Annotated in this window: 26 protein-coding genes and 1 other RNA gene; 19 read left to right on the top strand and 8 right to left on the bottom strand. The window is 38.5% G+C overall.

The features are described from left to right. The first annotated feature begins 46 nt into the window (after window positions 1-46). The 3 genes from B5D25_RS02265 to B5D25_RS02275 are packed head-to-tail and all read left to right on the top strand — an operon-like array spanning window position 47 to window position 2,302. Entirely contained in the window at window positions 47-754 is a 708-nt protein-coding gene (locus B5D25_RS02265) for a ComF family protein (RefSeq protein ID WP_078786128.1), read from the top strand. Window positions 755-797: 43 nt separating this feature from the next. Next, a complete protein-coding gene (locus B5D25_RS02270) occupies window positions 798-1,871 on the top strand; it encodes a D-alanine--D-alanine ligase family protein (protein ID WP_078786129.1) in 1,074 nt (357 codons plus the stop codon). 23 nt (window positions 1,872-1,894) lie between these two features. Next, window positions 1,895-2,302: a YwiB family protein gene (locus B5D25_RS02275; RefSeq protein WP_159444052.1), complete on the top strand. Its 408-nt coding sequence runs from the start codon at window positions 1,895-1,897 to the stop codon at window positions 2,300-2,302. 37 nt (window positions 2,303-2,339) lie between these two features. Here the strand turns inward: B5D25_RS02275 and B5D25_RS02280 are convergent, their stop codons facing one another. From B5D25_RS02280 to B5D25_RS02300, 5 genes are all read right to left on the bottom strand, one after another. Continuing rightward, window positions 2,340-3,350, bottom strand: a complete 1,011-nt coding sequence (locus B5D25_RS02280; protein ID WP_159444053.1) for a CPBP family intramembrane glutamic endopeptidase — start codon at window positions 3,348-3,350, stop codon at window positions 2,340-2,342. A gap of 163 nt (window positions 3,351-3,513) precedes the next feature. Further along, a complete protein-coding gene (locus B5D25_RS02285; protein WP_176755061.1) occupies window positions 3,514-4,101 on the bottom strand; it encodes a hypothetical protein in 588 nt (195 codons plus the stop codon). A gap of 27 nt (window positions 4,102-4,128) precedes the next feature. Further along, window positions 4,129-4,863, bottom strand: coding sequence for a lysophospholipid acyltransferase family protein (locus tag B5D25_RS02290; protein ID WP_078786132.1), 735 nt, complete (start codon window positions 4,861-4,863; stop codon window positions 4,129-4,131). A gap of 24 nt (window positions 4,864-4,887) precedes the next feature. Next, complete coding sequence (malQ, locus tag B5D25_RS02295; protein ID WP_078786133.1) at window positions 4,888-6,417, bottom strand: 4-alpha-glucanotransferase; 1,530 nt, start codon at window positions 6,415-6,417, stop codon at window positions 4,888-4,890. Between the two features lie 72 nt (window positions 6,418-6,489). Beyond that, entirely contained in the window at window positions 6,490-7,677 is a 1,188-nt protein-coding gene (locus B5D25_RS02300; protein WP_078786134.1) for a pyridoxal phosphate-dependent aminotransferase, read from the bottom strand. A 247-nt stretch (window positions 7,678-7,924) separates the two neighbouring features. On the opposite strand from B5D25_RS02300, the gene B5D25_RS02305 reads away from it, so the two are divergent. The 6 genes from B5D25_RS02305 (at window position 7,925) to B5D25_RS02330 (ending at window position 12,051) form a co-directional block, all read left to right on the top strand. Then, entirely contained in the window at window positions 7,925-8,698 is a 774-nt protein-coding gene (locus B5D25_RS02305; protein WP_078786135.1) for a TatD family hydrolase, read from the top strand. 257 nt (window positions 8,699-8,955) lie between these two features. After that, window positions 8,956-9,849, top strand: coding sequence for a 16S rRNA (adenine(1518)-N(6)/adenine(1519)-N(6))-dimethyltransferase RsmA (rsmA, locus tag B5D25_RS02310; protein ID WP_078786136.1), 894 nt, complete (start codon window positions 8,956-8,958; stop codon window positions 9,847-9,849). A 102-nt stretch (window positions 9,850-9,951) separates the two neighbouring features. Next, entirely contained in the window at window positions 9,952-10,443 is a 492-nt protein-coding gene (gene tadA, locus B5D25_RS02315; protein ID WP_078786137.1) for a tRNA adenosine(34) deaminase TadA, read from the top strand. Window positions 10,444-10,480: 37 nt separating this feature from the next. After that, window positions 10,481-10,742: signal recognition particle sRNA large type (ffs, locus tag B5D25_RS02320), an RNA gene on the top strand. A gap of 178 nt (window positions 10,743-10,920) precedes the next feature. After that, a complete protein-coding gene (locus tag B5D25_RS02325) occupies window positions 10,921-11,511 on the top strand; it encodes an HD domain-containing protein (protein ID WP_078786138.1) in 591 nt (196 codons plus the stop codon). An 18-nt stretch (window positions 11,512-11,529) separates the two neighbouring features. Beyond that, the gene (locus B5D25_RS02330) at window positions 11,530-12,051 is read left to right on the top strand and encodes a hypothetical protein (protein WP_078786139.1); all 522 of its coding nucleotides are present in this window, start codon (window positions 11,530-11,532) and stop codon (window positions 12,049-12,051) included. 125 nt (window positions 12,052-12,176) lie between these two features. Here the strand turns inward: B5D25_RS02330 and B5D25_RS02335 are convergent, their stop codons facing one another. Then, window positions 12,177-13,256: an undecaprenyldiphospho-muramoylpentapeptide beta-N-acetylglucosaminyltransferase gene (locus B5D25_RS02335; RefSeq protein WP_078786140.1), complete on the bottom strand. Its 1,080-nt coding sequence runs from the start codon at window positions 13,254-13,256 to the stop codon at window positions 12,177-12,179. Between the two features lie 208 nt (window positions 13,257-13,464). Here B5D25_RS02335 and B5D25_RS02340 point away from each other — a divergent pair, with 208 nt between their 5' ends. From B5D25_RS02340 to B5D25_RS02370, 8 genes are all read left to right on the top strand, one after another. Beyond that, window positions 13,465-14,823, top strand: coding sequence for a glucose-6-phosphate isomerase (locus tag B5D25_RS02340; protein ID WP_078786141.1), 1,359 nt, complete (start codon window positions 13,465-13,467; stop codon window positions 14,821-14,823). 70 nt (window positions 14,824-14,893) lie between these two features. After that, the gene (locus tag B5D25_RS02345) at window positions 14,894-16,060 is read left to right on the top strand and encodes a THUMP domain-containing class I SAM-dependent RNA methyltransferase (RefSeq protein ID WP_078786248.1); all 1,167 of its coding nucleotides are present in this window, start codon (window positions 14,894-14,896) and stop codon (window positions 16,058-16,060) included. 178 nt (window positions 16,061-16,238) lie between these two features. Beyond that, entirely contained in the window at window positions 16,239-18,095 is a 1,857-nt protein-coding gene (locus B5D25_RS02350; protein WP_078786142.1) for a lectin like domain-containing protein, read from the top strand. 66 nt (window positions 18,096-18,161) lie between these two features. Beyond that, window positions 18,162-18,782, top strand: a complete 621-nt coding sequence (locus B5D25_RS02355; RefSeq protein ID WP_078786143.1) for an XTP/dITP diphosphatase — start codon at window positions 18,162-18,164, stop codon at window positions 18,780-18,782. Then, window positions 18,751-19,251 carry a YfcE family phosphodiesterase gene (locus B5D25_RS02360; protein ID WP_159444054.1) on the top strand — a complete coding sequence of 167 codons (501 nt, stop codon included), beginning with the start codon at window positions 18,751-18,753 and terminating at the stop codon, window positions 19,249-19,251. Before B5D25_RS02355 ends, B5D25_RS02360 begins: the two co-directional genes overlap by 32 nt. Window positions 19,252-19,403: 152 nt before the next feature. Beyond that, window positions 19,404-20,954 carry a class I SAM-dependent RNA methyltransferase gene (locus B5D25_RS02365; protein WP_176755062.1) on the top strand — a complete coding sequence of 517 codons (1,551 nt, stop codon included), beginning with the start codon at window positions 19,404-19,406 and terminating at the stop codon, window positions 20,952-20,954. A gap of 12 nt (window positions 20,955-20,966) precedes the next feature. Further along, the gene (locus B5D25_RS13180) at window positions 20,967-21,089 is read left to right on the top strand and encodes a hypothetical protein (RefSeq protein WP_278286080.1); all 123 of its coding nucleotides are present in this window, start codon (window positions 20,967-20,969) and stop codon (window positions 21,087-21,089) included. A gap of 49 nt (window positions 21,090-21,138) precedes the next feature. After that, entirely contained in the window at window positions 21,139-21,594 is a 456-nt protein-coding gene (locus tag B5D25_RS02370; protein WP_176755063.1) for a GNAT family N-acetyltransferase, read from the top strand. On the opposite strand, the gene pdxT is transcribed toward B5D25_RS02370, so the two are convergent. Continuing rightward, complete coding sequence (gene pdxT / locus B5D25_RS02375) at window positions 21,563-22,168, bottom strand: pyridoxal 5'-phosphate synthase glutaminase subunit PdxT (RefSeq protein ID WP_078786145.1); 606 nt, start codon at window positions 22,166-22,168, stop codon at window positions 21,563-21,565. The two genes, B5D25_RS02370 and pdxT, sit on opposite strands and share 32 nt — an antisense overlap. A 3-nt stretch (window positions 22,169-22,171) precedes the next feature. After that, window positions 22,172-23,047, bottom strand: coding sequence for a pyridoxal 5'-phosphate synthase lyase subunit PdxS (pdxS, locus tag B5D25_RS02380; RefSeq protein ID WP_078786146.1), 876 nt, complete (start codon window positions 23,045-23,047; stop codon window positions 22,172-22,174). A 119-nt stretch (window positions 23,048-23,166) separates the two neighbouring features. On the opposite strand from pdxS, the gene pdxR reads away from it, so the two are divergent. After that, complete coding sequence (pdxR, locus tag B5D25_RS02385) at window positions 23,167-24,579, top strand: MocR-like pyridoxine biosynthesis transcription factor PdxR (RefSeq protein ID WP_078786147.1); 1,413 nt, start codon at window positions 23,167-23,169, stop codon at window positions 24,577-24,579. Between the two features lie 242 nt (window positions 24,580-24,821). Beyond that, window positions 24,822-25,742: an ATP-binding protein gene (locus B5D25_RS02390; protein WP_242870163.1), complete on the top strand. Its 921-nt coding sequence runs from the start codon at window positions 24,822-24,824 to the stop codon at window positions 25,740-25,742. Window positions 25,743-25,755 lie beyond the last annotated feature (13 nt).

Raw genomic sequence — 25,755 nt, forward strand, 5'->3', positions numbered from 1 at the left:
GCATTTATAAGAAGAATGTTATAAAGGGATATTGAAAGAGGTATAAATGTTTGATAATTTAATAGATGCCATATTCCCGCCAAGATGTGCAGTATGTGATGAAGTGCTGCCTGTGGGAAGAAAGGGGATATGTGATTTTTGCCGTGGAAGATTAAGTTATATCACTGAACCGAGATGTTTAAAATGCGGTAAGGAGATTGACAGCGAAAATGATGAATACTGCTTTGATTGCAGCCAAAATATAAGAAGCTACGATCTTGGATTTCCTGTATTTAATTATATTCCGCCAATATCGGACGCATTAGTCAGGTTCAAATACCATGGCAGAGAAGAATATGCTTCATTTTACGGCAGAGAAATTGCCGGAAGATTTAAGGATGAATTCAGAAATTTATGCATAGAAGCAATCGTTCCTGTGCCTTTATCTAAAGAAAGATATAGGAATAGAGGGTATAATCAGGCAGAGCTTTTGGCGGATGTTATCAGCGAGCGGACAGGGATTGTTAAATTAAACCTTCTTGCTAGAGTTAAGAATACAGCACCGCAGAAAGAGCTTGATGATGTCCAGAGAGAAAAGAATCTTCTTCAGGCATTTGCTATTGACAAAGCATATTCAGGTGGTATACCTAAAAGCATACTGCTTGTGGATGATATATATACTACCGGTGCAACCATAGAAGGCTGCACGAAGATCCTAAAAAATGCAGGAGTACAAAGAGTTTATTATACCAGTGTTGCCATTGGAAAGGTTTAAGTTCCGGTGACGTCAGAGGTAAGAATATAAGGAGATTACAGTTATGAGTAAGAAAAAAGTTGTAGTTGTTTACGGTGGGCGCTCTTCGGAACATGAAGTATCATGCGTTTCTGCGGCTACGGTTATAGATGCTATCGATAAAGAAAAGTACGATATTATAATCGTTGGAATTACAAAAGATGGTAAATGGCTTCTTGCCGACAGCGTTGACAGTATAAGAGACGGCAGTTGGAGAAAGAGCAAAGTCGGAGCTGTTATATCTCCTGATACTTCTCGTCAGTTACTTCTCATATATGATACAGAGAAGGTTGAGAAGATAAAGATTGATGTTGTATTTCCTGTTCTTCACGGACTTTTCGGTGAAGACGGAACTATACAGGGACTTCTTGAAATGGCTTCGATTCCATATGTTGGCTGCGGTCATCTTGCATCAGCCATCACTATGGATAAGTTCTTCACAAAGGTTATAGCTGATTCTGTAAATGTAGCTCAGGCAAGTTATGTACCTGTTCGTTCATTTGAACTTGAAGATGTTGAGAAGGTAGTTGAGAAGATTGAAAGCGCTAAGGAATATCCTGTATTCGTTAAGCCTTCAAATGCCGGTTCATCAGTAGGTATAACAAAAGCTCACAACAGAGAAGAACTTATCGAAGGACTTAAACTTGCTGCTAAACATGATACAAAGATTCTTGTTGAAGAGACAATTAACGGTCGCGAGATCGAGTGTGCTGTATATGGATACGGCGGAAACGCATTTGCCTCCGGTGTAGGTGAAATAGTTGCTGCTGCTGAATTTTATGATTATGATGCTAAATACAATAATGCGGCCTCTAAGACTGTGCTCGATCCTGATATTCCTGCTGATAAGCTTGAGGAGATCAGAGAGGCAGCTGTTAAGATTTACAGAGCATGCGACTGCTTCGGAATGTCCAGAGTTGATTTCTTCCTTGAGAAAGACACCAACAGAGTTGTATTTAATGAGATCAATACTATTCCGGGTCATACTTCTATCAGTATGTATCCTATGCTTATGGAGAGAGCAGGACATCCTATGGGCGAATATGTAAACAACCTTCTTGAGATGGCTTACGAAAGACATAATTATACTGATAAATAAATTGATTTTGGAGACGGATATATTTGGAAAAGATAATAGATTTAAGCATTACCGGTGCATCAGAGGCAGGTAATGTTGAAAATAAAACAAAGGGTACTTTAGAGGAAATAGATGGAAATATCGTCATAAAATATTATGAGCAGTTTGAAGGCGACAGTATTCGTACTGAGAATATTCTTACTATTTCCGGCAATATAGTTACATTAGAGAAAAAGGGCGGCGTGAATGTCATTATGAGATTTGAATCAGGCAAAAGCCATGATGCAATCTATAATACTCAGGCAGGGCCTGTAAGTCTTCTGATCAAAACAATCAGTGTTTACAGTAAAACCCACGAAAAAGGGGTTGATCTGGAACTTATTTATAAGATTTGTTTTTCACCTCAGGATGAGGCAGAGAACAAATTGAATCTTAAAGCAGTATATAATTAATAAAACCCTTCCGTATCGGAAGGGTTTTAAATTACCTTTATTTATTTACATTCTTTCTTTTATTGCGGTTATTTATATTATTATTTTTTTTACTAACATTATTTTTGTTAGTGTTGTTATCGGTGGCATCGGATTTCTTGCTGCCGTCTTTTGCATCACTGCTGTCATCGGCGGCATCGGATTTCTTGCTGCCGTTTTTTGAATCACTGCTGTCATCGGCGGCATCGGATTTCTTGTTGCCGTTTTTTGCATCACTGCTGTCATCGGCGGCATCGGATTTCTTGCTGCCGTTTTTTGCATCACTGCTGTCATCGGCGGCATCGGATTTCTTGCTACCGTTTTTTGAATCATTGTTGTCAGCGGTAATATCAGTTTGTTTCGACCATATAGTTCCGTATTTTATTATATAAATCACAAGGAACATAAGGCTCGCAGAACCGACTAAAGTAAAGAGCAGTGTGATTATATTCTTGAAAAGTATATCAGGAACAAGATACGCACTGAGGTTTATAACTACATGCAGCATAATGGCAGGTAGTATTTTTCCGGTCTTCGCAACGATGATTCCGAGTATGATACCTGCTATAAATGCATAAACTCCCTGAACTATATTGCCGTGATATATAGCAAACAGAACAGATGATATGATGATAACTGTCTTTGGTGGGAAGAGTTTATTTGAATATGTTGTAATAACTCCTCGGAATATAAGCTCTTCGGCAATAGGCGTTATGATAATGACAGTAAGCATAAGTATCACGGAAGTTTTATTATTTACAAGGCTTCCGATATTTTCATCATATTCCTGGATGAGCTTTGGCGCAACTTTCTTGACCAGATTTAAAATGGAATCTATAAAAAGCTGGAAGCTGTAACCGAAAACGATGATAAGACCGGCGTTCTTAAGGAGACTGCCTTTCTTAGAAGTTTTTTTCTTGCTTTCATTATTGTTGCTACTGTTATTTTTTATGACAAGATACCACCATCCGAAGATTATGAGGCAGAGCATTGCGTATAAAAATAACATGACCACTGTATTTACAGGCATCGATCCTCCCGCGAATGATTTTTCGTCAAACTCGATGGATGCGCCCATGTAAGTATTCAAAACGAATACAATGGCAAATGCTGCGAAATATGCTATTAAATTTAGTAAATAAGTTAGGAGGAATGGTACTATTATAAGTACCAACCCTCCTATGATATTCATATTAGTTTGTGATTTTCTTGGCTTTTTCTCTTTCACGTTTAGCCTTTTCCTTCTCAGCCTTAAGCTGTTCTTTTGTTTTCTTATTATCTATATCGGCCTTAAGCTGTGCCTGATACTGTGCACGTTTTGCACGAAGTCTTTCGTCGAAGCTCTTTCTCTTTTTCTTCTTGCCGTTTGTTTCTTCTTCAACCGGCTGATTCTTCTGCTTTCTTACACTCTTAACGCTAACGATATAGATACCGCTTACCATGGCTTTAACTTCACCTTTTGTAGGGATATCATCGTAAATTGCTTCGTCACACATAAGTGTTACGATCTGTGGTCCAACCTTAGCCTTTACTACAGGAACTTTAGCCTTCTGATATTTCTTAGGTGTCTGTTCCATAACGATCTTAGGGAATTTTGCATCCTTAAGAGGCATATACTTCTTATCGATAATGAGCATATTTGCTGGCTGAGCCTGTGCAAGCATCTCTTCCTTCTGCGCAAGTTGTTTTTTCTGCATCTTATTACCGGCGATATAAAGTGCTATTAATGCACCGATTATAACGACGAGAACGATGATGAATATTATCCATCCTATACTCAATTCTTTGTCCTCCAATTTCTCATAGCTTTATAGATTTTTATTATTTTTTTGAAGCTTTTCGTTTATCCTGTTAGGGATGTCTGCATAAAAAGCTTTTCTTTCGTGAACAGGTAATTCCGAAGGATATACCGGCTCCATGAATTCGATTATAACATGTCTTTTCTTAACCGCAAAATGTTTATTTTTCTCCCATATATCATCTGTACCGCTGTTGGCAACCAAAATGATAGGAGATTTAGACTTTTCAGCCATTTTATAACCACCCTCTTTGAAAGGAAGAAGAGTATCTTTGTGATTTCTTGTTCCCTCAGGGAAAAGGCTGAGTGAAAGTCCTTTCTTCATTCTTTCGCCACCCTCTTTGATGGTTTTTAACGCCTCTCGAGGATTCTCTCTGTCGATATAAAGTGTACCGATATCTCTCATATACATTGAAAGAAGCGGAGTGTGTGCGAATTCTTTCTTGGAAATATATCCTATAGGATTCTTCGCAAGTGTTTGAAGAATAATTACGTCAAACCAGCTTCTGTGGTTTCCGACGAATAAACAAGCGGTATTTTCAGGAATGTTTTCCTGACCGATGACAGTGACTTTGGTTCCTGCGATAAATAGCAGGTCTTTAAAGAATCTGTTTACAGCCTTTGTAGCTGTCCTCCATCCATTCATCGGATCTTTTTTGATCAGATGCTTATAATATAAATGACGTGGGATAGAGAATACCATAACTATGACAGCCCAAATATAGCATATAATAAGTCTTATCATATATTACCTTTCTTGATATTGAATTTAACGACCGTACATTTTTGCTGTCTCAAAAAGTCTTGAAGCGAGCTGATCGGTTAATGCTTCTTTTTTATAGCGCCATGACCAGTTTCCGCTTCCGACTCCAGGTGTATTGAATCTTGCCCATGAGTCCAGCTCGAGAACATCCTGCATAGGGATTATGGCCATATTTGCTACCGAACCGAAGCAGGCGCGTATCATTACCCAACATATATCACTTGCATCAGTACTGTAATATCTTCTCAGCTTATCCTTGGATGCCTCATATGCATGTTTGTACCAGCCCAGTGTTGTATCATTATCATGAGTTCCGGTATAACATACACAATTTCTGATATGATTATGTGGAAGAAAATGATTTTCATTTGGATTTTCAAAAGCAAACTGAAGTATCTTCATGCCCGGGAATCCAAATTTATCTCTTAAGTCGATAACGGATTCGTCAATCTCGCCAAGGTCCTCGGCAATGATAGGCATATGATATCCGAGATTTGCTTCAAGCATGGTGAAGAAGTTTTCACCCGGTGCTTCGATCCATCTTCCTTTAACGGCGGACTCATCACCATATGGGACTGCCCAGAATTTATCAAATCCACGGAAATGATCGATTCTCAGAAAATCAGTTAATTCCAGTTGGTGTCTGATTCGCTTGATCCACCACTCATACCCGGTCTTTTTATGCTCTTCCCAGTTATAGAGAGGGTTGCCCCAAAGCTGTCCTGTTGCTGAAAAATAATCAGGCGGAACACCGGCAACGTCTGTCGGATAACCTTTTGAATCCAGCATGAAAAGCTTCTGGTTGCGCCATACATCGACACTGTCCCAGGCAACGAAGATAGGAATATCACCTATTATCGAAATGCCTTTTTGATTGGCATATTCTTTAAGCTTTGTCCATTCAGTATAGAAAAGATACTGAAGGAATTCATAGTAGCCAATCTCTTTTGAAAGCTTTTCTTCCCACTCGGCACGCTCACTGTCTTTTGGATTCTTGAGACTTTCGTCCCACATATACCAAGGAGCGCCCTTATGATAATCTTTGCCGGCCATGAAGAGAGCATAATCTTTGAGCCAGTCGGATTCATTTATGAATTTGTTGTAGTCAGCCATTAACTCTTCATCGGTAGACAGTTTATCGGTAAACTCTTTATCAATGAATCGTTCATAAGCTGTGCGGTAGAGTTCTGTCTTAAAGGCGATAACGTCACCATAACTTATATCTTCCGGATTCCACTGAGGCATATCCTTGAGATCATCCTCATCCAAAAGATCAAGCTCAATGAGATGATCTATACTTATAATGAGTGGCTGACCTGCGAAAGAAGAAAATGGCTGATAAGGTGAATCACCGAAACCGGTATGGCCCAGCGGAAGCACCTGCCATGCTGTCATGCCTGCTTTCTCCATGAAGTCTATAAAGTCAAATGCACCCTTGCCAAGATCGCCAATTCCGTATGGATTAGGAAATGAAGTAGGATGCAAGAGTATTCCTGCGTACCTTTTAGTTGCAACATCCAAATGTTTTTTATCCATAGTTACAGTCCTCCAGTCCACAATTTTACAACCTATTAATTATACATAAGTAAAGCTTAAAATACAAGTTTACTAGGCGAACATTTTATACAGTTTCTCAAACAGAGGGATTGCTTTTTCAATCCTTTCTGTCGGAACACAGTAAGAGATTCTGAAGTGACCCGGACACTCAAATGAATTACCCGGAACTGTTATAAGTCCAAGCTCCTTTGCGCCTGTCCAACAGAATTTATCTGCATCATCTATAGGTGTCTTAGGGAACATATAGAATGTTCCGCCTGGTTTTACGCAGTCATATCCGATGTCTGTAAGTGCATCATAGAGAAGTGTTGCATTTGTTTCATATATTGAAAGATCACTTGTATCATCGATAACTTTCTCAACTGCGAGCTGAATTATAGAAGGTGGGCAGTTGTGACCTGTGAATCTTGAAATCTGTCCACACATAGGAACTATATAATCGCTGTCCTTTGCCTTAGGATTAACTGCCACATAACCGAGTCTTTCTCCCGGTATTGAGAGAGATTTACTGAATGAATAGCAAGAGATTGAGTTGTCATAGTATTTTGATACATATGGCGAATCGGTTCCCTTGAAGACGATCTCTCTGTATGGCTCGTCGGAAATAAGGAAGATCTCGTGAGAATATTCCTTTTCCTTAGCTCTAAGTATGTCAGCAAGTTTCTTGATTGTTTCTGTTGTATATACGATTCCTGAAGGGTTGTTAGGTGAGTTGATGAGAACCGCAGCAACCTTTTCATTTAACATTTCTTCGAATTTTTCAAAATTGATCTGGAATGAAGATATATCTGCAGGTACAACCTTAAGAGTTGCGCCGCATCCTGTAATATAAGGGATATATTCAGGGAAATAAGGTGCAAATGTAATTATCTCATCACCTTCACCAGCTATACATCTTACTGCATGTGCGATAGCACCGGCAGCACCTGTTGTAGGGAAAATGTGCTTTGCTTCGTAATTCATTTCAAATCTTCTGTTAAGAGAAGAAGCGATAGCTTCTCTTGTTGAGTCAAGACCGAGAGTTGGGCTGTAACCGTGAAGCTTAACAGGGTCAACATTGTTAAGAAGATCATTCATAGCTTCTGTAAATGAAGCAGGGGCAGGAACGGAAGGATTTCCGATAGAGAAGTTATAAACCGAATCAGGTCCAAGTTCTTTCTCACGCTCCATGCTATATGCGAAAAACTGTCGGATAACAGATGATTTACCTGTCATTTCCTTGTAAAATTCTGAAATCATAATTGCCTCCCATTTCGGCACCCGGAACTGTTTCATTTCTAAATCTGATGCCGGATACCTATTATAAATATCAGAGTTTATTTTAATTCATATTAGGGTAAATGACAATAAAAAGAGAGAAAATAGAAGTTTTATTTAATAATAGGAAAAATAAAGGAAATATCTTGCTATGGAAAAATATATTGAAATAAGTTAAACTGAATCATTATACAGATTCGGGAGATATTCCCGTGGGAAGAGGATAGTTGTGAAGATATTTGAAACACATGCTCATTACGATGATGATGCATTTGATGATGACAGAGAAGAACTTATAGAAAAAATGCATGCTTCCGGTATTGAAAAGATAGTAAATATCGGTGCAAATATGAATAGCTCAAGAGTAACGGTTGAACTGGCGGATAAGTATGACTTTTTCTACGGTGCAGTCGGAGTGCATCCGAGCGATACCGATGAAATGGTGGAGAAAGACATAGATGAACTTAGAAAAATGGTAACTGATAATGATAAGATAGTTGCAATAGGCGAGATCGGACTTGATTATCATTATGATGAGCCGTCAAAAGAGCTTCAGCAGAAATGGTTTAAGGCGCAGATTGAACTTGCCAAAGAATTAAATGTTCCGATAGTTGTTCATTCAAGAGATGCGGCAAATGATACTGTGAAGATCATGGAAGAGTGCGCGGCCGGTGAGGCGGGAGGAGTTATTCACTGCTTTTCATATACCAAAGAAATGGCAGAAAGATTCGTCAAAATGGGCTTTTATATAGGAGTCGGAGGTGTTGTGACATTCAAGAACGGACGAAAGCTTGTGGAAACTGTTGAGGCTATTCCGATTGAAAGGATAGTTATCGAAACCGACAGCCCTTATCTTTCACCGGAGCCCCTTCGCGGCAAGAGAAACTCATCGTTAAATCTGAGAAATGTTATCGCAAAGATTGCAGAAATCAAAGGAATCAGCGCCGAAGAAGTCGCTGAGATAACATACAAAAATGCATTTGATATGTATCGGATAAAGTAGACTGAATTAGCTTAGTCGACTCGGTGTTGGACAAATGGATTGCTCCGGCGTGGTAGATGCAGGATTGGATAATGCAAATTGAATTAACTTAGTCGACTCGGTGTTGAATAAACGGATTGCTCCGGCGTGGTAGATGCAGGATTGGATAATGCAAATTGAATTAACTTAGTCGACTCGGTGTTGAATAAACGGATTGCTCCGGCGTAGTAGACACAGTGTTGGATAATAGATAAATAAAATTGATTTAGGAGAATGTAATGATCCCTGATAATGAAAAACTCAGTAACCCACAGGTTACTATATCGGTAATAAAAAAATATGATTTCAGTTTTGCCAAGAAGTTCGGACAGAATTTCCTTATAGACGATCATGTGATCAAGAAGATAATTAAGGCAGCGGAAATCACAGAGAAGGATATGATCATCGAGATTGGACCGGGAATCGGTACTATGACACAGTATCTTGCAGAGAGTGCAGGACATGTCATTGCGGTTGAGATCGATCAGAGACTTCTGCCTGTTCTGGCGGAAACTCTTGCTCCATACGACAATGTCACAGTGGTAAATGAAGACATTTTAAAATGCAATATCGAGGAGCTTATTAAAGAAGTAAGCGCCAAGATGGGAATGAATGTTACAAAAGAAAATATCAAGGTTGTGGCTAACCTTCCTTACTACATTACAACACCGATAATAATGGGATTATTTGAAAATCACATTCCTGCAGCAAGCATCACTGTAATGGTGCAGAAAGAAGTTGCCGATAGAATGAATGCCGAACCGGGCGGAAAAGATTACGGCGCACTTACACTTGCGGTAAAATATTATTCAGAGACATATATAGCTGCAAATGTTCCGCCAAACTGCTTCATTCCGAGACCGGGAGTCGGTTCTGCGGTTATCAGACTGAAGGCATTTACTGAACCGCCGGTTAAAGTTAAAGATGAAAAAATGATGTTCAGACTTATAAGAGCTTCATTTGAACAAAGACGTAAGACTTTGAAAAATGGAATCGGAAATGCAAATATTCCGGGAATTACAAAAGAAGCAGTTGATGATGCATTAAGAGAAATGGGACTGGATGAGAATATCAGAGGAGAGAGACTTTCTCTCAATGAATTTGCTGAATTAACCGACAGACTCATAGGATAATCGGGCGAGCATTAGACTAAGATGATCAGACGGTAGTGTGTGTTATTGCGTAATAAACGCATAGATGATCAGATGTAGTCGTACTAAAAAGTGGGAAGAAATATGAGAAAATTGTCAGAAGATGAAAAATACATGCGCCAGGCCATAAGACTTGCGAAGAAGGCTGAAGAAAACGGAGACGTTCCGATAGGCTGTATAATAGTTTATGAAGGAAAGGTCATCGGAAGAGGGTATAATAAGCGTAATAAGGATAAATCTACCCTTGCCCATGCGGAGCTTCTAGCAATGAAAAAGGCAGGTAAGATAATAGGTGACTGGAGGCTGGAAGGCTGCAAAATGTATGTCACTTTGGAGCCTTGTCAGATGTGTGCCGGAGCTATAGTTCAGGCGAGAATTCCGGAAGTTGTGATTGGATGTATGAATTCCAAGGCGGGATGTGCCGGTTCTATAATCAATCTCCTGGAAATGCCTCAGTTTAATCACCAGGTCAAAGTAACAAGAGGTGTGTGTGAAGAAGAGTGTTCAAACATGCTGAGTTCATTTTTTGCCAAGCTTCGCGAAAAGAAGAAAGCAGAAAAAACTTGCTTGACGTAAATAGCACTCTTGGTTATACTAACTATGTTTAAAATTTCCGTACAGCCGGGGAGTTAGCGGTGCCCTGAACCTGCAATCCGCTATAGCAGGGGTGATGGCTGGCCTCGGGTTGAATACTGTAGGGCTGCCCTCGGTAAGTGATGTTGATATCTGGGTCTTACGCGACAGAAATCTATGAACCGTGTCAGGTTGGGAACAAAGCAGCACTAAGTAGAAACTTCTGGGTGACGTGAGGTTGCCTGGATTGAGTTAACTGCTGAGGTAACGCCTATTGGTTCATCACAAAGCCAGCCGTGCGGTTTATTTTTTTCGCTAAATGACGCATTTACCTTGATTTGAGTATATCTGACATATAAATTTGTGCAATTTTATGTAAATAAAAATAAAGTTTTTATGGAAATAAATCTAGGAACGTGTTAATATTACATATGATGTATTTTTCCAGAATAATGAAAAATTCTGGATAAGGGGCGAAGAATGAATTATTCAGAAGTAATAGATTTTGTTAAAAAGAAAACATTGGATAACGGCAGACCGTCAAAATATCCATTTAGGAACAGATATGAACACATTATGCGTGTTTATAGATGGGCCATAAGACTTCAGGCAAAGCTTGGAGGAGATTTGGATATTATAGTTCTTGCCGCTCTTTTACATGATGTGGGTTGGGATGATACGAAGCCTCATGCGGAAGTTAGCGCGGAAGTTGCGGTCGATTATCTTGATAGTATAGGTGTTGATCCTGAAAAGATTCAAAGGGTTGGCGAAATAATCATGAGGCATGAAGACAAGGATACAGAGGATGATCTGTCGTTGGAGTGCCGTATTGTTATGGATGCGGATCTTCTTGATGAAGTAGGAGCAGTTGAGATTATGTGGGACTGCATGGCAACAGCACTTGATGAGGAAGCTAGTTATAAGAGAGCTTACTACAGAATCAAGGAATATTATCGTGGAAATAAACCTAAGATCAAGAGATGTAAAACAGATGCAGGACGCGCTGAGTTTACAAAGAGAATGCAGTTGATCGAAAGTTATATATATCAGCTTGAAAGAGAATTGTTTTAAAAACAGGAGGATGAAAAAATGTTTAATAAATTATTGAGAATCATTCTTGGAATAGCTATTGTATGCGGAATCTTATTCCTGCTTTATACATATCTTCCATTGAATATCACAGGTGGAATCAGACAGTGGATTCAGGAACAGATGGAAAGCGAATCTAAGAACATTGCAGATGGTGCAAGAAATGCTTTGGTTCCAACAGTTGATCCTGTTACAAAGAGAAAAGTTTCGAGTGGTGTAACATATGGTCAGCTTATGACAAAGAACTGTAGTGATGTTTCATGGTACGTTAGAAAGAACGGCGAAGGATGGAAGGTCGAGTGTAACGGATACAAAGTAACAATCGAGGTTGATGACCTTGTTACTCCTGATAACTCAAAGACATGGACAGATGCTCACCTCAGAATTAACTACTTTGTTTCAAAAGATAAAGATGGAAATTACGTTCTTGATAGTTACAAGATAAAGATAAATGATGATGACGAGCTTGATGATACTTATGCAGCACTTGTTATCGATGATCTTCTTTCGAAAGCTAAATAATAAGGCAAAAAAAAAATTACCGGCTGAACAGTCGGTAATTTTTTTTGCTTATAAATATTTAAAATACAAATCAGTATAAGAAAATTGATACATGAATCTTACATTGTATATTTGTAAAAGAGTATTTATTTAACAGGATTTTTATTAACAAGTGTTTCAATCAGTTCTGTGATCTTTGTGATGGCATCACTCTGCTGACTTTTACTCATTGATTCAATATAATTCTCACGGTTATTATATGCTTCCTTTATAGCACTTACCAGTGTGTCAGGAGTCATGTCCTCTTCTTTAAGAAGCTTGCTGTAACCGCTCTTCTCAAATGAAGCTGCATTTAAGATCTGATCGCCTCTGCTGGCTCCGAGTGAAAGAGGGATAAGCACATTTGGCTTACGTAAAGCAAGAAGCTCGCATATAGCATTTGCACCTGCTCTGGAAACGGCTATATCCGCTAAAGCAAAAAGATCTGCAAGTTCCTTCTTGATATATTCAAACTGAACATAACCTGCCTTATTGGCATTTTCCTTGTTGGCCTTGCCTTTTCCGGTAAGGTGGATGATATTGAAATCCTCAAGGAGAGTATCTATACATTTTGCTAAATTGTCATTTATGATCTGGCTGCCCGAACTTCCTCCGATGAAAAGGATGACAGGTTTATCATCTGTGAATCCACAGAATTTTTTAGCTGCTTCTTTATCACCTTTGAAAAGTTCTTCTCGTATAGGTGTTCCTGTAACTACGGCCTTTCCATCAGGAAGGGTTTTAGAAGTTTCAGGGAAATTGCAACATATTTTATCAGCCTTTTTAAGTGCAAGTCTGTTGGCAAGTCCCGGAGTCATATCAGATTCATGAAGAATGACAGGAATATGCTTTTTGGCAGCTGCACGTGTAACAGGCATACTTACGAATCCACCCTTTGAGAAAACAATATCAGGTTTGATCTTTCTCATGAGCTTTTTAGACTGTAAATATCCGATCACAACTTTAAAAGGATCTATAAAATTTCTGAAATCAAAATATCTTCTCAGCTTTCCGGATGAAACCCCGTGATAAGGGATACCCAGTTCTTCTATAAGTTTTTTCTCAATACCTTCATAACTTCCAACATAATGTATCTCGTAGCCAAGCTCTTTAAGACGTGGCATAAGAGCGATATTAGGTGTGACGTGACCGGCGGTTCCGCCACCTGTAAGTATTATCTTTTTCATTACGACTCCTTATTGTCTCATTTTTTCAACTTCCAATTATATGACTAAAAAATGATGATTGCAATTTATAAATATATAATATATTTTTCATTGAAAAACCATGGGGCATTTGCTATCATTTAATGGAATGTGCATATGCTTGATGTGCAAGGGGACATGGAAGAGCAGACAGCCTTTCATAAAGAGTTTAGAAAAGGAGTGTAAGATAATGACACAGAAAATTTCATTTGATTTCAGCAATGCAAAATTTATGGCAAAAGATGCGGATATTGAGGCTATAAAGTCTCGTGTTTTAGAGGCTAAGAAGACTCTTGTTGAGAAGACAGGAGAAGGAAATGACTTCCTTGGATGGATCGATCTTCCTGTAAATTACGATAAGGAAGAGTTTGACAGAATTAAGAAAGCTGCCGCAAAGATCAAGGATGATTCTGATGTGCTTTTAGTTATTGGTATCGGTGGTTCATATCTCGGAGCAAGAGCAACTATCGAGGCGCTTCGTCATTCATTCTATAATATGGTTGATAAGAATGTTCGTAAGACTCCTGAAATTTATTATTGTGGTAACAACCTCAGCAGTACATACTATGCAGAACTTGTAGATGTACTTGCAGATAAGGATTTTTCTATTAATGTTATAAGTAAATCAGGTACAACAACAGAGTGTTCTGTTGCATTTAGAATCTTCAAGGAACTTCTTGAGAAGAAGTATGGTAAGGCTGAAGCTTCTAAGAGAATTTATGCAACAACAGATAAGGAAAAGGGTGCTCTTAAGACACTCGCTAACTCTGAAGGATATGAGACATTCGTTGTTCCTGATGATATCGGAGGCAGATTCTCAGTACTTACAGCAGTAGGACTTCTTCCAATTGCTGTTTCAGGTGCTGATATCGATCTTCTTATGCAGGGTGCTGCAAACGGAAGAGAGTACTGTCTTAATAATGATTTTGATAATAATGATGCTCTTAAATATGCTGCAGTAAGAAATGTGCTTCATGAGAAGGCAGGTCTTGGAATGGAGATTCTCGGTAACTTCGAGCCATCACTTCATTATGTATCAGAGTGGTGGAAGCAGCTCTACGGAGAAAGCGAAGGAAAAGACGGAAAGGGTATCTTCCCTACAGCTGTTGATTTCACAACAGATCTTCATTCACTTGGACAGTTTATCCAGGAAGGAACAAAGAATCATTTTGAAACATTTATCAATGTTCTTAATCCTAGAAAAGTTGTTACAATGCAGCTTGAGGAGACAGATCTCGATGGCCTTAACTATCTTGCAGGTAAGGATGTTGACTTCATCAACAAGTGTGCTATGAACGGTACTATCCTTGCACATGTTGACGGTGATGTTCCAAATATCAGAATAGATATGGATGCTATCGATGAGCTTTCACTTGGAGAGCTTTTCTATAAATTTGAGTTTGCATGTGGTGTAAGTGGTTATACACTTGGTGTAAATCCATTTAACCAGCCTGGTGTTGAAAGTTACAAGAAGAACATGTTTGCACTTCTTGGCAAGCCGGGATTCGAAGATATGACAGCTAAACTTAAGGCAAGACTTGGAGAGTAATAAAAGTTTTTACTCTGTAATTTATGTCTGATGAACTGTTAACCGGTTCGGAGGATTTTTGGAGATTTATATGAACGATGAAAAGTTTACTCTTATAGCACCATGTCATTTTGGACTTGAATCAGTGCTTAAGAGAGAGATTCAGGATCTCGGATATAATATAATAAATGTAAGCGACGGAAGAGTAACTTTTGAAGGTGATTCAAAAGCTATTGCCAGAGCGAATATTTTCATCAGAACTGCAGAGAGAATACTTCTTAAATGTGGTAGCTTTAGGGCTACCACATTTGATGACTTATTTGAAGGTGTTAAGGATATTCCATGGGAGAGATATCTTCCAAGAAATGCAAAGTTCTGGGTAACCAAGGCTACGACCAACAGAAGTGCGCTTTTCAGTGCTTCTGCTATTCAGTCGATTGTTAAAAAGGCTATGGTTGACAGAATGAGTAAGACCTACCACACAAGTCATTTTGATGAGGATGGCGATGAATATCCGGTAAGGATATTTATACTTAAAGATGAGGTGGAAGTAACTCTTGATACTACAGGTGTTTCCCTTCATAAGAGAGGATATAGGAAGCTTGTTGGTAAGGCACCAATATCTGAGACACTTGCGGCGGCACTTATAATGCTTACACCTTGGAGAAGCGACCGTATACTCGTGGATCCATTTTGCGGTAGTGGAACATTTCCAATCGAAGCAGCTATGATAGGAGCGAATATTGCTCCGGGACTCAACAGAGAATTTACTTCAGACAAATGGCTTAAATTCATGACTAAGAAGGAATGGTATGAAGCCTACGATGAAGCTGCATCTTTGGAAAAGACAGATATAGAGATGAATATTCAGGGCTACGATCTTGATTCTGAGATGGTTAAATGTGCTATCCAGAATGCGAAGGAGGCTGGAGTCGACAAATATATTCATTTCCAGGCAAGAAATGTAAGAGATCTTCGTAATCCTAAGCCATACGGATTTTTGATAACAAATCCGCCTTATGGTGAAAGACTTGAGGAAAAGGAAGCTTTACCTGAACTTTATAACATGATAGGTGAGAGCTACAGAGGTCTCAAAGATTGGTCAATGTTTATCATCACTTCTTATGAAGATGCTGAACGTTACCTTGGTCGCAAGGCCGATAAGAACAGAAAGATTTACAACGGTATGATCAAATCATATTTTCTTTCATATATGGGTGCTAAGCCACCTAAGAGAAAACCGACAAACGGAGAGTAAGTGTCGGTAAATAACACCGGTAAATGGAGAATAAATGTCGGTAAATATTACCGGCGAAATATCACCGGTATATGTGATGCCGGTGTAAGCTTACAGGACTAAAATTGATTGGTAAAGGAATAGATTACCGGCGAAATTTGGGGTAGGATAAATAATATTTTAAGAAGGTTTTAACGAATTGAAAAGGGGAATCTTTGTATTGGTGCTGCTTATTATAGCAGCACTTGGATTTTATAAAATTTCAAATAAAAAATCAGGCGAGATAAAAAAATCACAAAATTACGATGCGGCAGTTGAAACCTATAAGACAGATACACTTTCAAGAAATGAAAGTAAACCTGTAGCTGTAAAACTTGCGGATAAAAGTCTTGGAGATTTTTACAAGGCATATATGGATGAAAATCTGAATATCCTTGTAGAAGAAGATTTTTTTGAGGAAGTAATGGCTTGTTCCGTATTTAGATATAAGGACGGCAGAATAAGGATTGATAAGGGCAACATCAGCATCATTATGAATCTTGATAAGAATGGCTATACTGTTGATAAGGCAAGCCATGAGTCAAAGGGAAATCCAACTTTGGTCGATGATATTTTATATATTCCGGCAGATGGACTTTCTGATTATCTGGATTACAAATGTGAATATGATTATATAGAAAACAGCATTAATTTTGTGCGTGGCAACATTCAGACAAGCCTTCCGGAAAAGTATGATCTTAGAGAAATGGGACGTGTTACTCCTGTAAGAGATCAGGGAAGATACGGGACATGCTGGGCATTTGCGTCTCTTGGGGCGCTTGAGACTACACTCATGCCTCTTCAGGAGAATATTTATTCTACTGAGCATATGACGCTGAATAACAGCTACAATCTTAATCTGTCAACAGGTGGAGAACATACAGTAAGTATAGCTTATCTTGCTGCATGGCAGGGACCTGTATATGAAGAAGATGACAGATATGGTGACGGTTATACCAACAAGTCCCTTAAAGCAGTAAAGCATCTGGAAGAAGCAATCATCATTAAGAATAGAAATGATGATACCATTAAGAGAGCTATTTTCAGATATGGCGGAGTAGAGACTTCACTTTACCTGCAGATGTCATATACCGGAGATTATTCTGAATTTTACAACGAGGAAACTGCGGCATATTACTATAATGGCGACAAGGCTTCAAATCACGATATCGTTATAGTCGGATGGGACGATAATTATCCTAGAGAAAATTTCAGGAGTATGCCTGAGAAAAATGGAGCATACATCTGCAAGAACAGTTGGGGAAATGAATTTGGCGAGGATGGATTCTTCTATGTCTCATATGAAGATGTAAATATATGCAGTCAGTCTATAGTTTATACTAAACTTATGGGCGATGATAACTTTGATAATATCTACCAGTCGGATTTAATGGGCTGGGTTGGACAGATAGGTTTCGGAAGTGACAGCGGATATTTTTCAAATGTTTATACAGCTAAAAAGGATGAGAAATTATCTGCGGTTTCATTTTATACAACAGACGATGATACGAAGTTTTCGGTTTATGTTGTTCATGACTTCGAGAGCGACAAATCATTTGACAATAAATATCTTATAGCATCCGGAGAGATGCGATACAGCGGTTATTATACTGTTCGTGTAGAAGATAAGGTTAATCTGAAGGCTGGAGAGAAGTTTGCGGTTGTGGTAAATATCATCACACCAAATAGTACAAAGCCGATTGCTATTGAGTATAGAGCGGACGACAGAACTAATATGGCCGATATCACAGATGGCGAGGGATATATAAGTCTTTACGGCGATGTGTGGCATAGTGCTGAAACAGGACAGAAATGTAATGTGTGCCTCAAGGCATTTACTGATGATATAGATGGTGACGCCGAGACAGAAGCGAGCCCTGAAGAAACCGGTGTGAATGCGGGTGAAAAATCCGGTGATGAAACCGGTAAGAATGCAGGTGAAAAGTCAGGTGACGAAGCCGGTGTGAACGCAGGTGAAAAGTCAGGTGACGAAGCCGGCGAGAATACGGATGAATAACTTAATGTAAATATATGTTTGCCGATGGAAGAATACAGTACGATTGGTATGAGTAAGGAGGAAGAAATGCAGAAGATAATATTTGCAACAGGAAATAAAGATAAAATGCGCGAGATAAGAATGATCATGGAAGGACTTCCATATGAAATCCTTTCTATGAAGGAAGCAGGGATCAATCCGGAAATAGTAGAAGACGGAAAAACATTTGCTGAAAATGCTCTTATCAAGGCGAGAGAGGTTGCAAAATATTGTGATGCGATAGTACTTGCCGATGATTCGGGGCTCGAGATTGATGCGCTTAATAAAGAGCCGGGAATATATTCAGCCAGATATATGGGAGAAGATACTTCTTATCATATCAAGAATGCGAATCTCATAAGCAGACTTGAAGGTGTAGCTGACGAGGATAGAACAGCAAGATTTGTATGTGCAGTTGCGGCTGTATTTCCTGATGGAAGAGAAGAAGTTAAGATTGCCACAATGGAGGGCAGGATAGGATATGAGGAAAAAGGCGAAAATGGATTTGGATATGATCCTATTCTCTTTATTCCTGAGTTCGGATGCATGTCGGCCGAACTGTCTCCGGAGCAGAAAAATGCAATCAGTCATAGAGGAAAGGCTCTCAGAATGATGAGAGAATGTTTGGGAAATAATGATGGAAAAGAAGAGAATTCTAATAATCAGTGATTCTCATAGGCATACTGAAAATGTAGAGAAAGCGATAAAAAAATCAGGACCGTTTGATATGCTCATTCATCTTGGGGATATCGAAGATGATACGGAGAAGATCAAGCAGAGTGCCGGATGTCCTTGTTATTTTGTAAGAGGAAATTGTGATCTTGATTATAAGCTTCAGGAGTGCCAAATAATAAATCTGCTGCCGCATAGAATATTTGCTGTGCATGGGCATAAGTATGCGGTAAGAGGAGATACTTTCAGACTTGAATATGCAGCCAGAGAAGTTGGTTGTGATATAGCTTTATTCGGACATACTCATGTTCCGTATTTCTATGATGGAAGAGAGACGGAGTATAAAATGGTTGTACTTAATCCGGGCAGCTGCTCACTTCCGAGACAGGCTGACGGAAAGAAAACATATGTCGTAATGACAGCGGATGAAGAAGGAAATCTGTCATTTGAATTTTGTCATATTTAGATGCTGCGGTAATTTATTTGCCAAGTAGTTCGTGATTGTGAAATTTACAGGTGATATTTATGTTAAGGCGACCGAAACACCTGCATTTCACTATATTTTCAAATGATTATTTATTGATATATACAGTGGTATAGGATGATAAGGAGGCAGTATTGAAAAAAGGCGATATTGTTGAGGGCGTAATTGATAAATTCAGCTTTCCAAATAAGGGAAGCATGATGGTTGAGGATAAGAGAGTAACGGTTAAAGGAACAATTCCGGGACAGACAGTCAGAGCTAGGATCATTAAGAAAAAGTCAGGACTGTTTGAAGCTGCAGTTGTAGATACACTGAAGCAGTCAAAGCTTGAAAATAAAAAACCGCTCTGTCCTCATTTTTTTGAATGTGGCGGATGTACATATCAAACTCTTTCTTATACTAATCAGCTTCGTGTTAAGGAGAAAATGGTTAAGGAACTGATTGACGGTGCTATTGGCGAGGGTACTTATGCATGGGAAGGCATACTTGCCTCACCTGCCCAGTGGCATTACAGGAATAAAATGGAATTCACATTCGGAGATGCTCAAAAGGACGGACCGCTCACATTAGGACTTCATAGACAGTATTCAAATTTTGATATTCTTCCGATAGACGGATGTGCCATAGTTAATAATTCATGGAATGAAATTTTAAAATATACTCAGAACTTTTTCAGAGAGAAGAATGTTTCATTTTATAAAAAAATGCAGCATACCGGTATCCTCAGAAATCTTGTAATAAGACAGTCTGCGGCAGACGGTGGAATTCTCATAAATCTTGTTACAACTACAAAACATGCGCTGGACGTGGAAAGCAAAGAAGATAAGAAGGAAAAAACTGTTTTAGATGTTATTTCCGGCGAAAGACGAAATGAGATCATAGAAGAACTTTGTCTTCCTGAATATGTTTCGGGCCTTGTTGCATTGTCTGAATCAGGCAAGTTTGAAAGCCTTGAAAGCTACAGTAAGATAGCGGGAATTTTGTATACAGAAAATGATTCTGTGGCTGATTTTGTTAAGAGTGACTCAACTACACTGCTTTATGGTCAGGATTATCTTATCGAAGAGGTGCTGGGACTTAAATTCAAGATATCTCCATTTTCATTTTTCCAGACAAATACCAGGGGATGCGAAGTGTTATACAGCAAGGTTCGAGAATATGTACTTTGGGCTCTGAATAAGGATTCTTCCGAGAACGAGAAGTCTGAGAAAGATGGAAAACTGGTAGGAACAGTTTACGATCTTTACAGTGGAACAGGTACTATCGCGCAGCTTATGGCACCTGTAGCTGAGAAGGTTATAGGAATTGAAATCGTTGAGGAAGCGGTAGAGGCAGCGAAAGAAAATTCTAAGAGAAATAAACTTAAAAACTGCGAATTCATAGCAGGAGATGTTTTGAAAAAACTAGATGAGGTTGAGGATAAGCCGGATCTTATCATCTTAGATCCACCGAGAGATGGAATTCATCCGAAGGCATTGACAAAGATAATCGATTATGGTGTTAAAAACTTGGTATATATAAGTTGTAAACCAACTTCGCTTGCAAGAGATCTCATCATTCTTAAAGAAAATGGATATGAAGTAATTAAAGGCTGTGCTGTGGATGAATTTCCAAATACACAGCATGTGGAATCCATCGTGCTCCTTGAGCGTGTGAGCAACCGAAAAGCGGATTCTTATGTGTAACTGAATGTGAAGATGGCGGGAATTCTTGGATGTTCCGATGCGACTATAAAGAGAACGTTAGGATCTATGGTACAGAAAAATGTTATACGTCGTATCGGGTCAAACAAGAAGGGCGAATGGATCATCAATCTGTGAATAGGACAGCTAAGTGATTAAAGACTAAGAGAGAAGGAGTTTTTTGGAAATGCCGATTTACAGGATAATGAACATAGATGATTATGAAGCCGCTTATGCCCTTTGGATCAAATGCGGGAACGGGCTTAATGATAAGGATGATTCCAGAGAGGGCATCGAAAAATATTTAAAGAGAAATCCGGGAACATCCTTTGTCGCGATAATTGACGAAAAGGTCGTTGGAGTAATTCTCTGTGGGCATGACGGAAGACGCGGTATCATACAGCATGCCTGTGTATCCCCTGATTGCAGACGTATGGGTATAGGCACAGAGTTGGTAAATCTGGCACTCACTGCTCTGAAAGAAGAAGGAATTAATAAAGTTTTGCTTGTAGCATTTAAAAAGAATGAAAAAGGCAATGCTTTTTGGGAATCACAGGGATTTACGCTTCGTGACGACTTGAATTACAGAAACAAAGCGCTTGCTGAGATGGTCAGAATCGATCCTGATTATTTGAATGATTGATAACTTTTTGCAAAAAGTATTCATGAATCCTGGTATCGTTTGTCATTTCGGGGTGGAAAGCTAATCCAATTTGATTTTTATATTCTACACCTACGATATGTTGATCAACTGATACCAGTCTTTTTGTATCTGGCGAAACATTTGTAATATATGGAGCTCGAATAAAAACCAGAGGGAAATTTTCTATCTCTCCTACATTAGAAGAGACAGAAAAACTTCCAAGTTGTCTTCCATATGCATTTCGCTGAACTGTGACAGGAAGTGTGGATAGATGCTTTGTAGAATCATTCTCCAGTGTCTGTGCAAGAAGAATAAGACCAGCACAGGTAGCAAGTGTTGGAACACCTTGGAGAATCATGGCTTGTAATGTATTGAAGATTTCAAGGTCTCTTATTAGTTTTCCTTGGACAGTACTCTCACCTCCGGGAAGAATGATTCCATTCAGATTTTCCAAATCTGTTTTTTGTCGTATTTCAATGCACTCTATCTGTTCGTCAAAATGATCGGCAATGGAAACAAGTTGTTTTTCATGTTCTATAAATGCCCCTTGAACTGCTAGGATTCCAATTCTCATATTCTACTTTCCTCGTTCTTCCATAATAATTTTTATCTCACTTGGATTTATACCGACCATAGCTTCACCTAAATCTTCAGAAAGCTTTGCAATCAGCTTTGCATCCTTATAATTGGTTACAGCCTGAACAATGGCTGCGGCTCTTTTTGCAGGATCACCTGACTTGAAAATACCTGAACCTACGAATACACCTTCTGCCCCAAGCTGCATCATAAGCGCTGCGTCAGCTGGAGTTGCTACTCCACCAGCTGCAAAATTTACAACGGGAAGCTTACCATTTTCGTGAACATACAAAATCAAATCAAATGGAACCTGAAGCTGCTTTGCTTCTTCGTATAATTCATCCTTTGACATAGCAGTAATTTTTCTTATTTCTGAATTCATCTTTCTCATATGACGGACTGCCTGTACGACATCTCCAGTACCTGGTTCACCTTTGGTGCGAATCATGGATGCGCCTTCGTTGATCCTTCTAAGGGCTTCTCCAAGATCTCTGGCTCCACACACAAATGGAACCTTAAATTTTTGTTTATCAATATGGTAGATATCATCTGCAGGTGAAAGTACTTCAGATTCATCAATATAATCTATTTCAATGGCTTCTAGTATCTGAGCTTCAACAAAATGTCCGATACGGCATTTTGCCATGACAGGAATGCTGACAGCTTCCTGTATTCCCTTAATCATTTTTGGATCACTCATTCTTGATACACCACCAGCTGCACGAATGTCTGCAGGAATTCTTTCAAGGGCCATTACGGCACATGCACCAGCTGCTTCTGCAATTTTTGCCTGCTCAGGTGTAGTTACATCCATAATCACGCCACCCTTTAACATTTGGGCTAAGCCTTTGTTTAATTCATATTGTGTTTGACTCATTTATAGTATCCTCCTTCAAAATATTGTTTGTATTTTTATGAAAGCTATTATACAATTAGACTGGTTATAAAAAAATGCTCAAACACGTAATAAATAATATTCCAGATGGAGAGAAGAATATGCTGACATATAATTTTGAAAATATAGATTGTCCGATATATGAATATATCTATAAATGTATTAAAAATGATATATTATCGGGAAATATTCTGCCAGGAACAAGGCTTCCATCTAAAAGAAGCTTTGCTAATAATCATGGGATTAGTACCATAACGATTCAGAATGCATATGACCAGTTGATTAGTGAGGGATATGTATGTACAATACCCAAGAAAGGCTATTATGTGTCAGATCTTCAGGAAATGACCAGCAGAGTAGTTCCTTCGGGACATATAACCTACGATATTACTATTCCGGAGAAGGAAATGTATGAAATTGATATTTCTGGAAATAGTGTTTCGTCTGATATGTTTCCATTTTCTGTTTGGACAAAAATATCACGAGAGGTTATGGCTGGTAAAAAAGAAGAACTGATGAGGACGTCACCTGTATGCGGTGTAAAAGAATTAAGAGAAGCAATTTCAGATCATTTAAGATCTTTTCGAGGAATGATTGTAGATCCTAATCAGATAATGGTAGGTGCTGGAACGGAGTATCTTTATGGTTTGCTGACGGAGCTATTGGGGAATGAAAAGAATTACGTTATAGAATCGCCAGGATATAAGAAGCTTGTTCAAATATATAAACAACGTGGAATAGATTGTAGATTTGCGTCCATGGATAAGCAAGGAGTCACGGTAGAGGGATTAGAACATTCACAAGCGGATGTGGCACATATTTGTCCTAATCATCATTTCCCTACGGGTATAACTATGCCTGCAAAAAGAAGGTATGAGATACTGTCATGGGCTAATGAAAAGGATGGAAGGTATATTATAGAGGATGATTATGACAGCGAGTTTAGAACAGTAGGAAAGCCAATGCCAACTTTATTTTCTATTGATTCTTGTGAAAAAGTGATCTATATGAATACATTCTCAAAGTCTTTATCCCCTACGATCCGTATTAGCTATATGGTTTTGCCAGTGCATTTAGTATATCTTTTATTTCGTTCGTTATATTTTTATTCTTGCACGGTGTCAAATTTTGAACAATATACGCTTGCTGAATTTATTAGACAGGGATATTTTGAAAAACATATTAACCGAATGCGTTTGTATTATATGAAAAAGAGAGCATTGGTTATGGATGTCGTTATGCAAAGCAAACTTGTTCCATACTGTGAAATATGGGAAAATGATTCTGGACTTCATTTTCTTCTTAAACTGAAAACCACTATTTCTGATCAAGAAATAGAACATAAACTTATGGAACGAGGAATACGAATAAATACCTTGTCAGATTATAATCTGCTAAATGAAGAAAATAAATCACACTATTTTATAATCAATTATTCAAATTTAGATATGGAAAAGATTAAATATGCACTTGATGTAATCGAAGAGATTTTAACAGAAAAATACACCAGTTAATGATATGGAAATTTCGGTTATTTCCAAGAAAATAGGATACATCCGGTGTTGGTAATTTCGTGATTTGGATTGATTAATAGATTTGCAGATTATCCATGTTTTTTGGGACAGAGTAGGAAGTTCAAAGTAAATTGAAGTTCATTTGAAGTTGACATTGAAGTAACATTGAAGTGGTATTGAAGTAGTTCAAGAACGAGAGGTGAATTGTCACGTATTTGGAAGAGATAATTGAAGATGTGTAGTTGGAGAGTGATAAATTTGAGACAAAAGGGGTTTTGAATCGTGAAGATGTTGTTGGCTGGTTAAAAAGTATTGCAGGATTTGCCAACGCTTCTGGTGGTGAGTTTTATATAGGAGTAGAAGATAAAACAAATAAGTTAATTGGCTTCGATAGAAGAAATGCTGATAATGAAAGGAACTATTTTAATAACCAGGTAAATGAGCATTTAACACCTAGACCAGCAATGAAGATTTCCTTTGTGAAACAGAGAATGAACCATTCAATGATAAAATTGGATGATGAGAGAATTAATATAGATTCATATCCTGCCAGAGCATTGTTTGAAGGTGTGATAAATGCTGTGGCACATCGTGATTACTATTTGGATGGAACACAAATCCAAGTGGATATATTTAAGGATCGACTAGAGATATCATCACCGGGAGGATTTTACAGGGGAGAAAAACTTGGTAAGACATATGACTTGTCAGGGGTAATATCCAAGAGAAGAAATGAGCTGATAGCAGGAGTATTGGTAGCCTGTAATGTAATGGAGGCTGCTGGAACAGGATTTGATAAAATCACAGAAGAGTATGCATTTGCTGATGAAGCTCATAAACCATACATTTATTCATCATCAGATCATTTTACATTAGTACTTCCTGATTTAACTTATGAGAATGGAGTAGAAGATGAGGCATTACCTATCTTAAATTTTGCTCCAGTTCCTAATGGAACTGAGCTTGATGGAAAGGTCTTGTCATTCTGTTATTTGAAGGCACACAAGGTATCGGAAATTGCAGGACATCTTGGAATTAGTGATTCAACATACCTCAGAAAGCAGATTCTTGGAAATATGGAGAAAAACGGATATTTAGAAAAGAGTAAAGTTTCCAGAGCGACCTATTATAAGACTAACCCGGATGTAGTGACTGTCATATAGTTGATATGTTCCC

The organism is Eubacterium ruminantium (assembly GCF_900167085.1).
Lineage (GTDB): Bacteria > Bacillota > Clostridia > Lachnospirales > Lachnospiraceae > Eubacterium_Q > Eubacterium_Q ruminantium.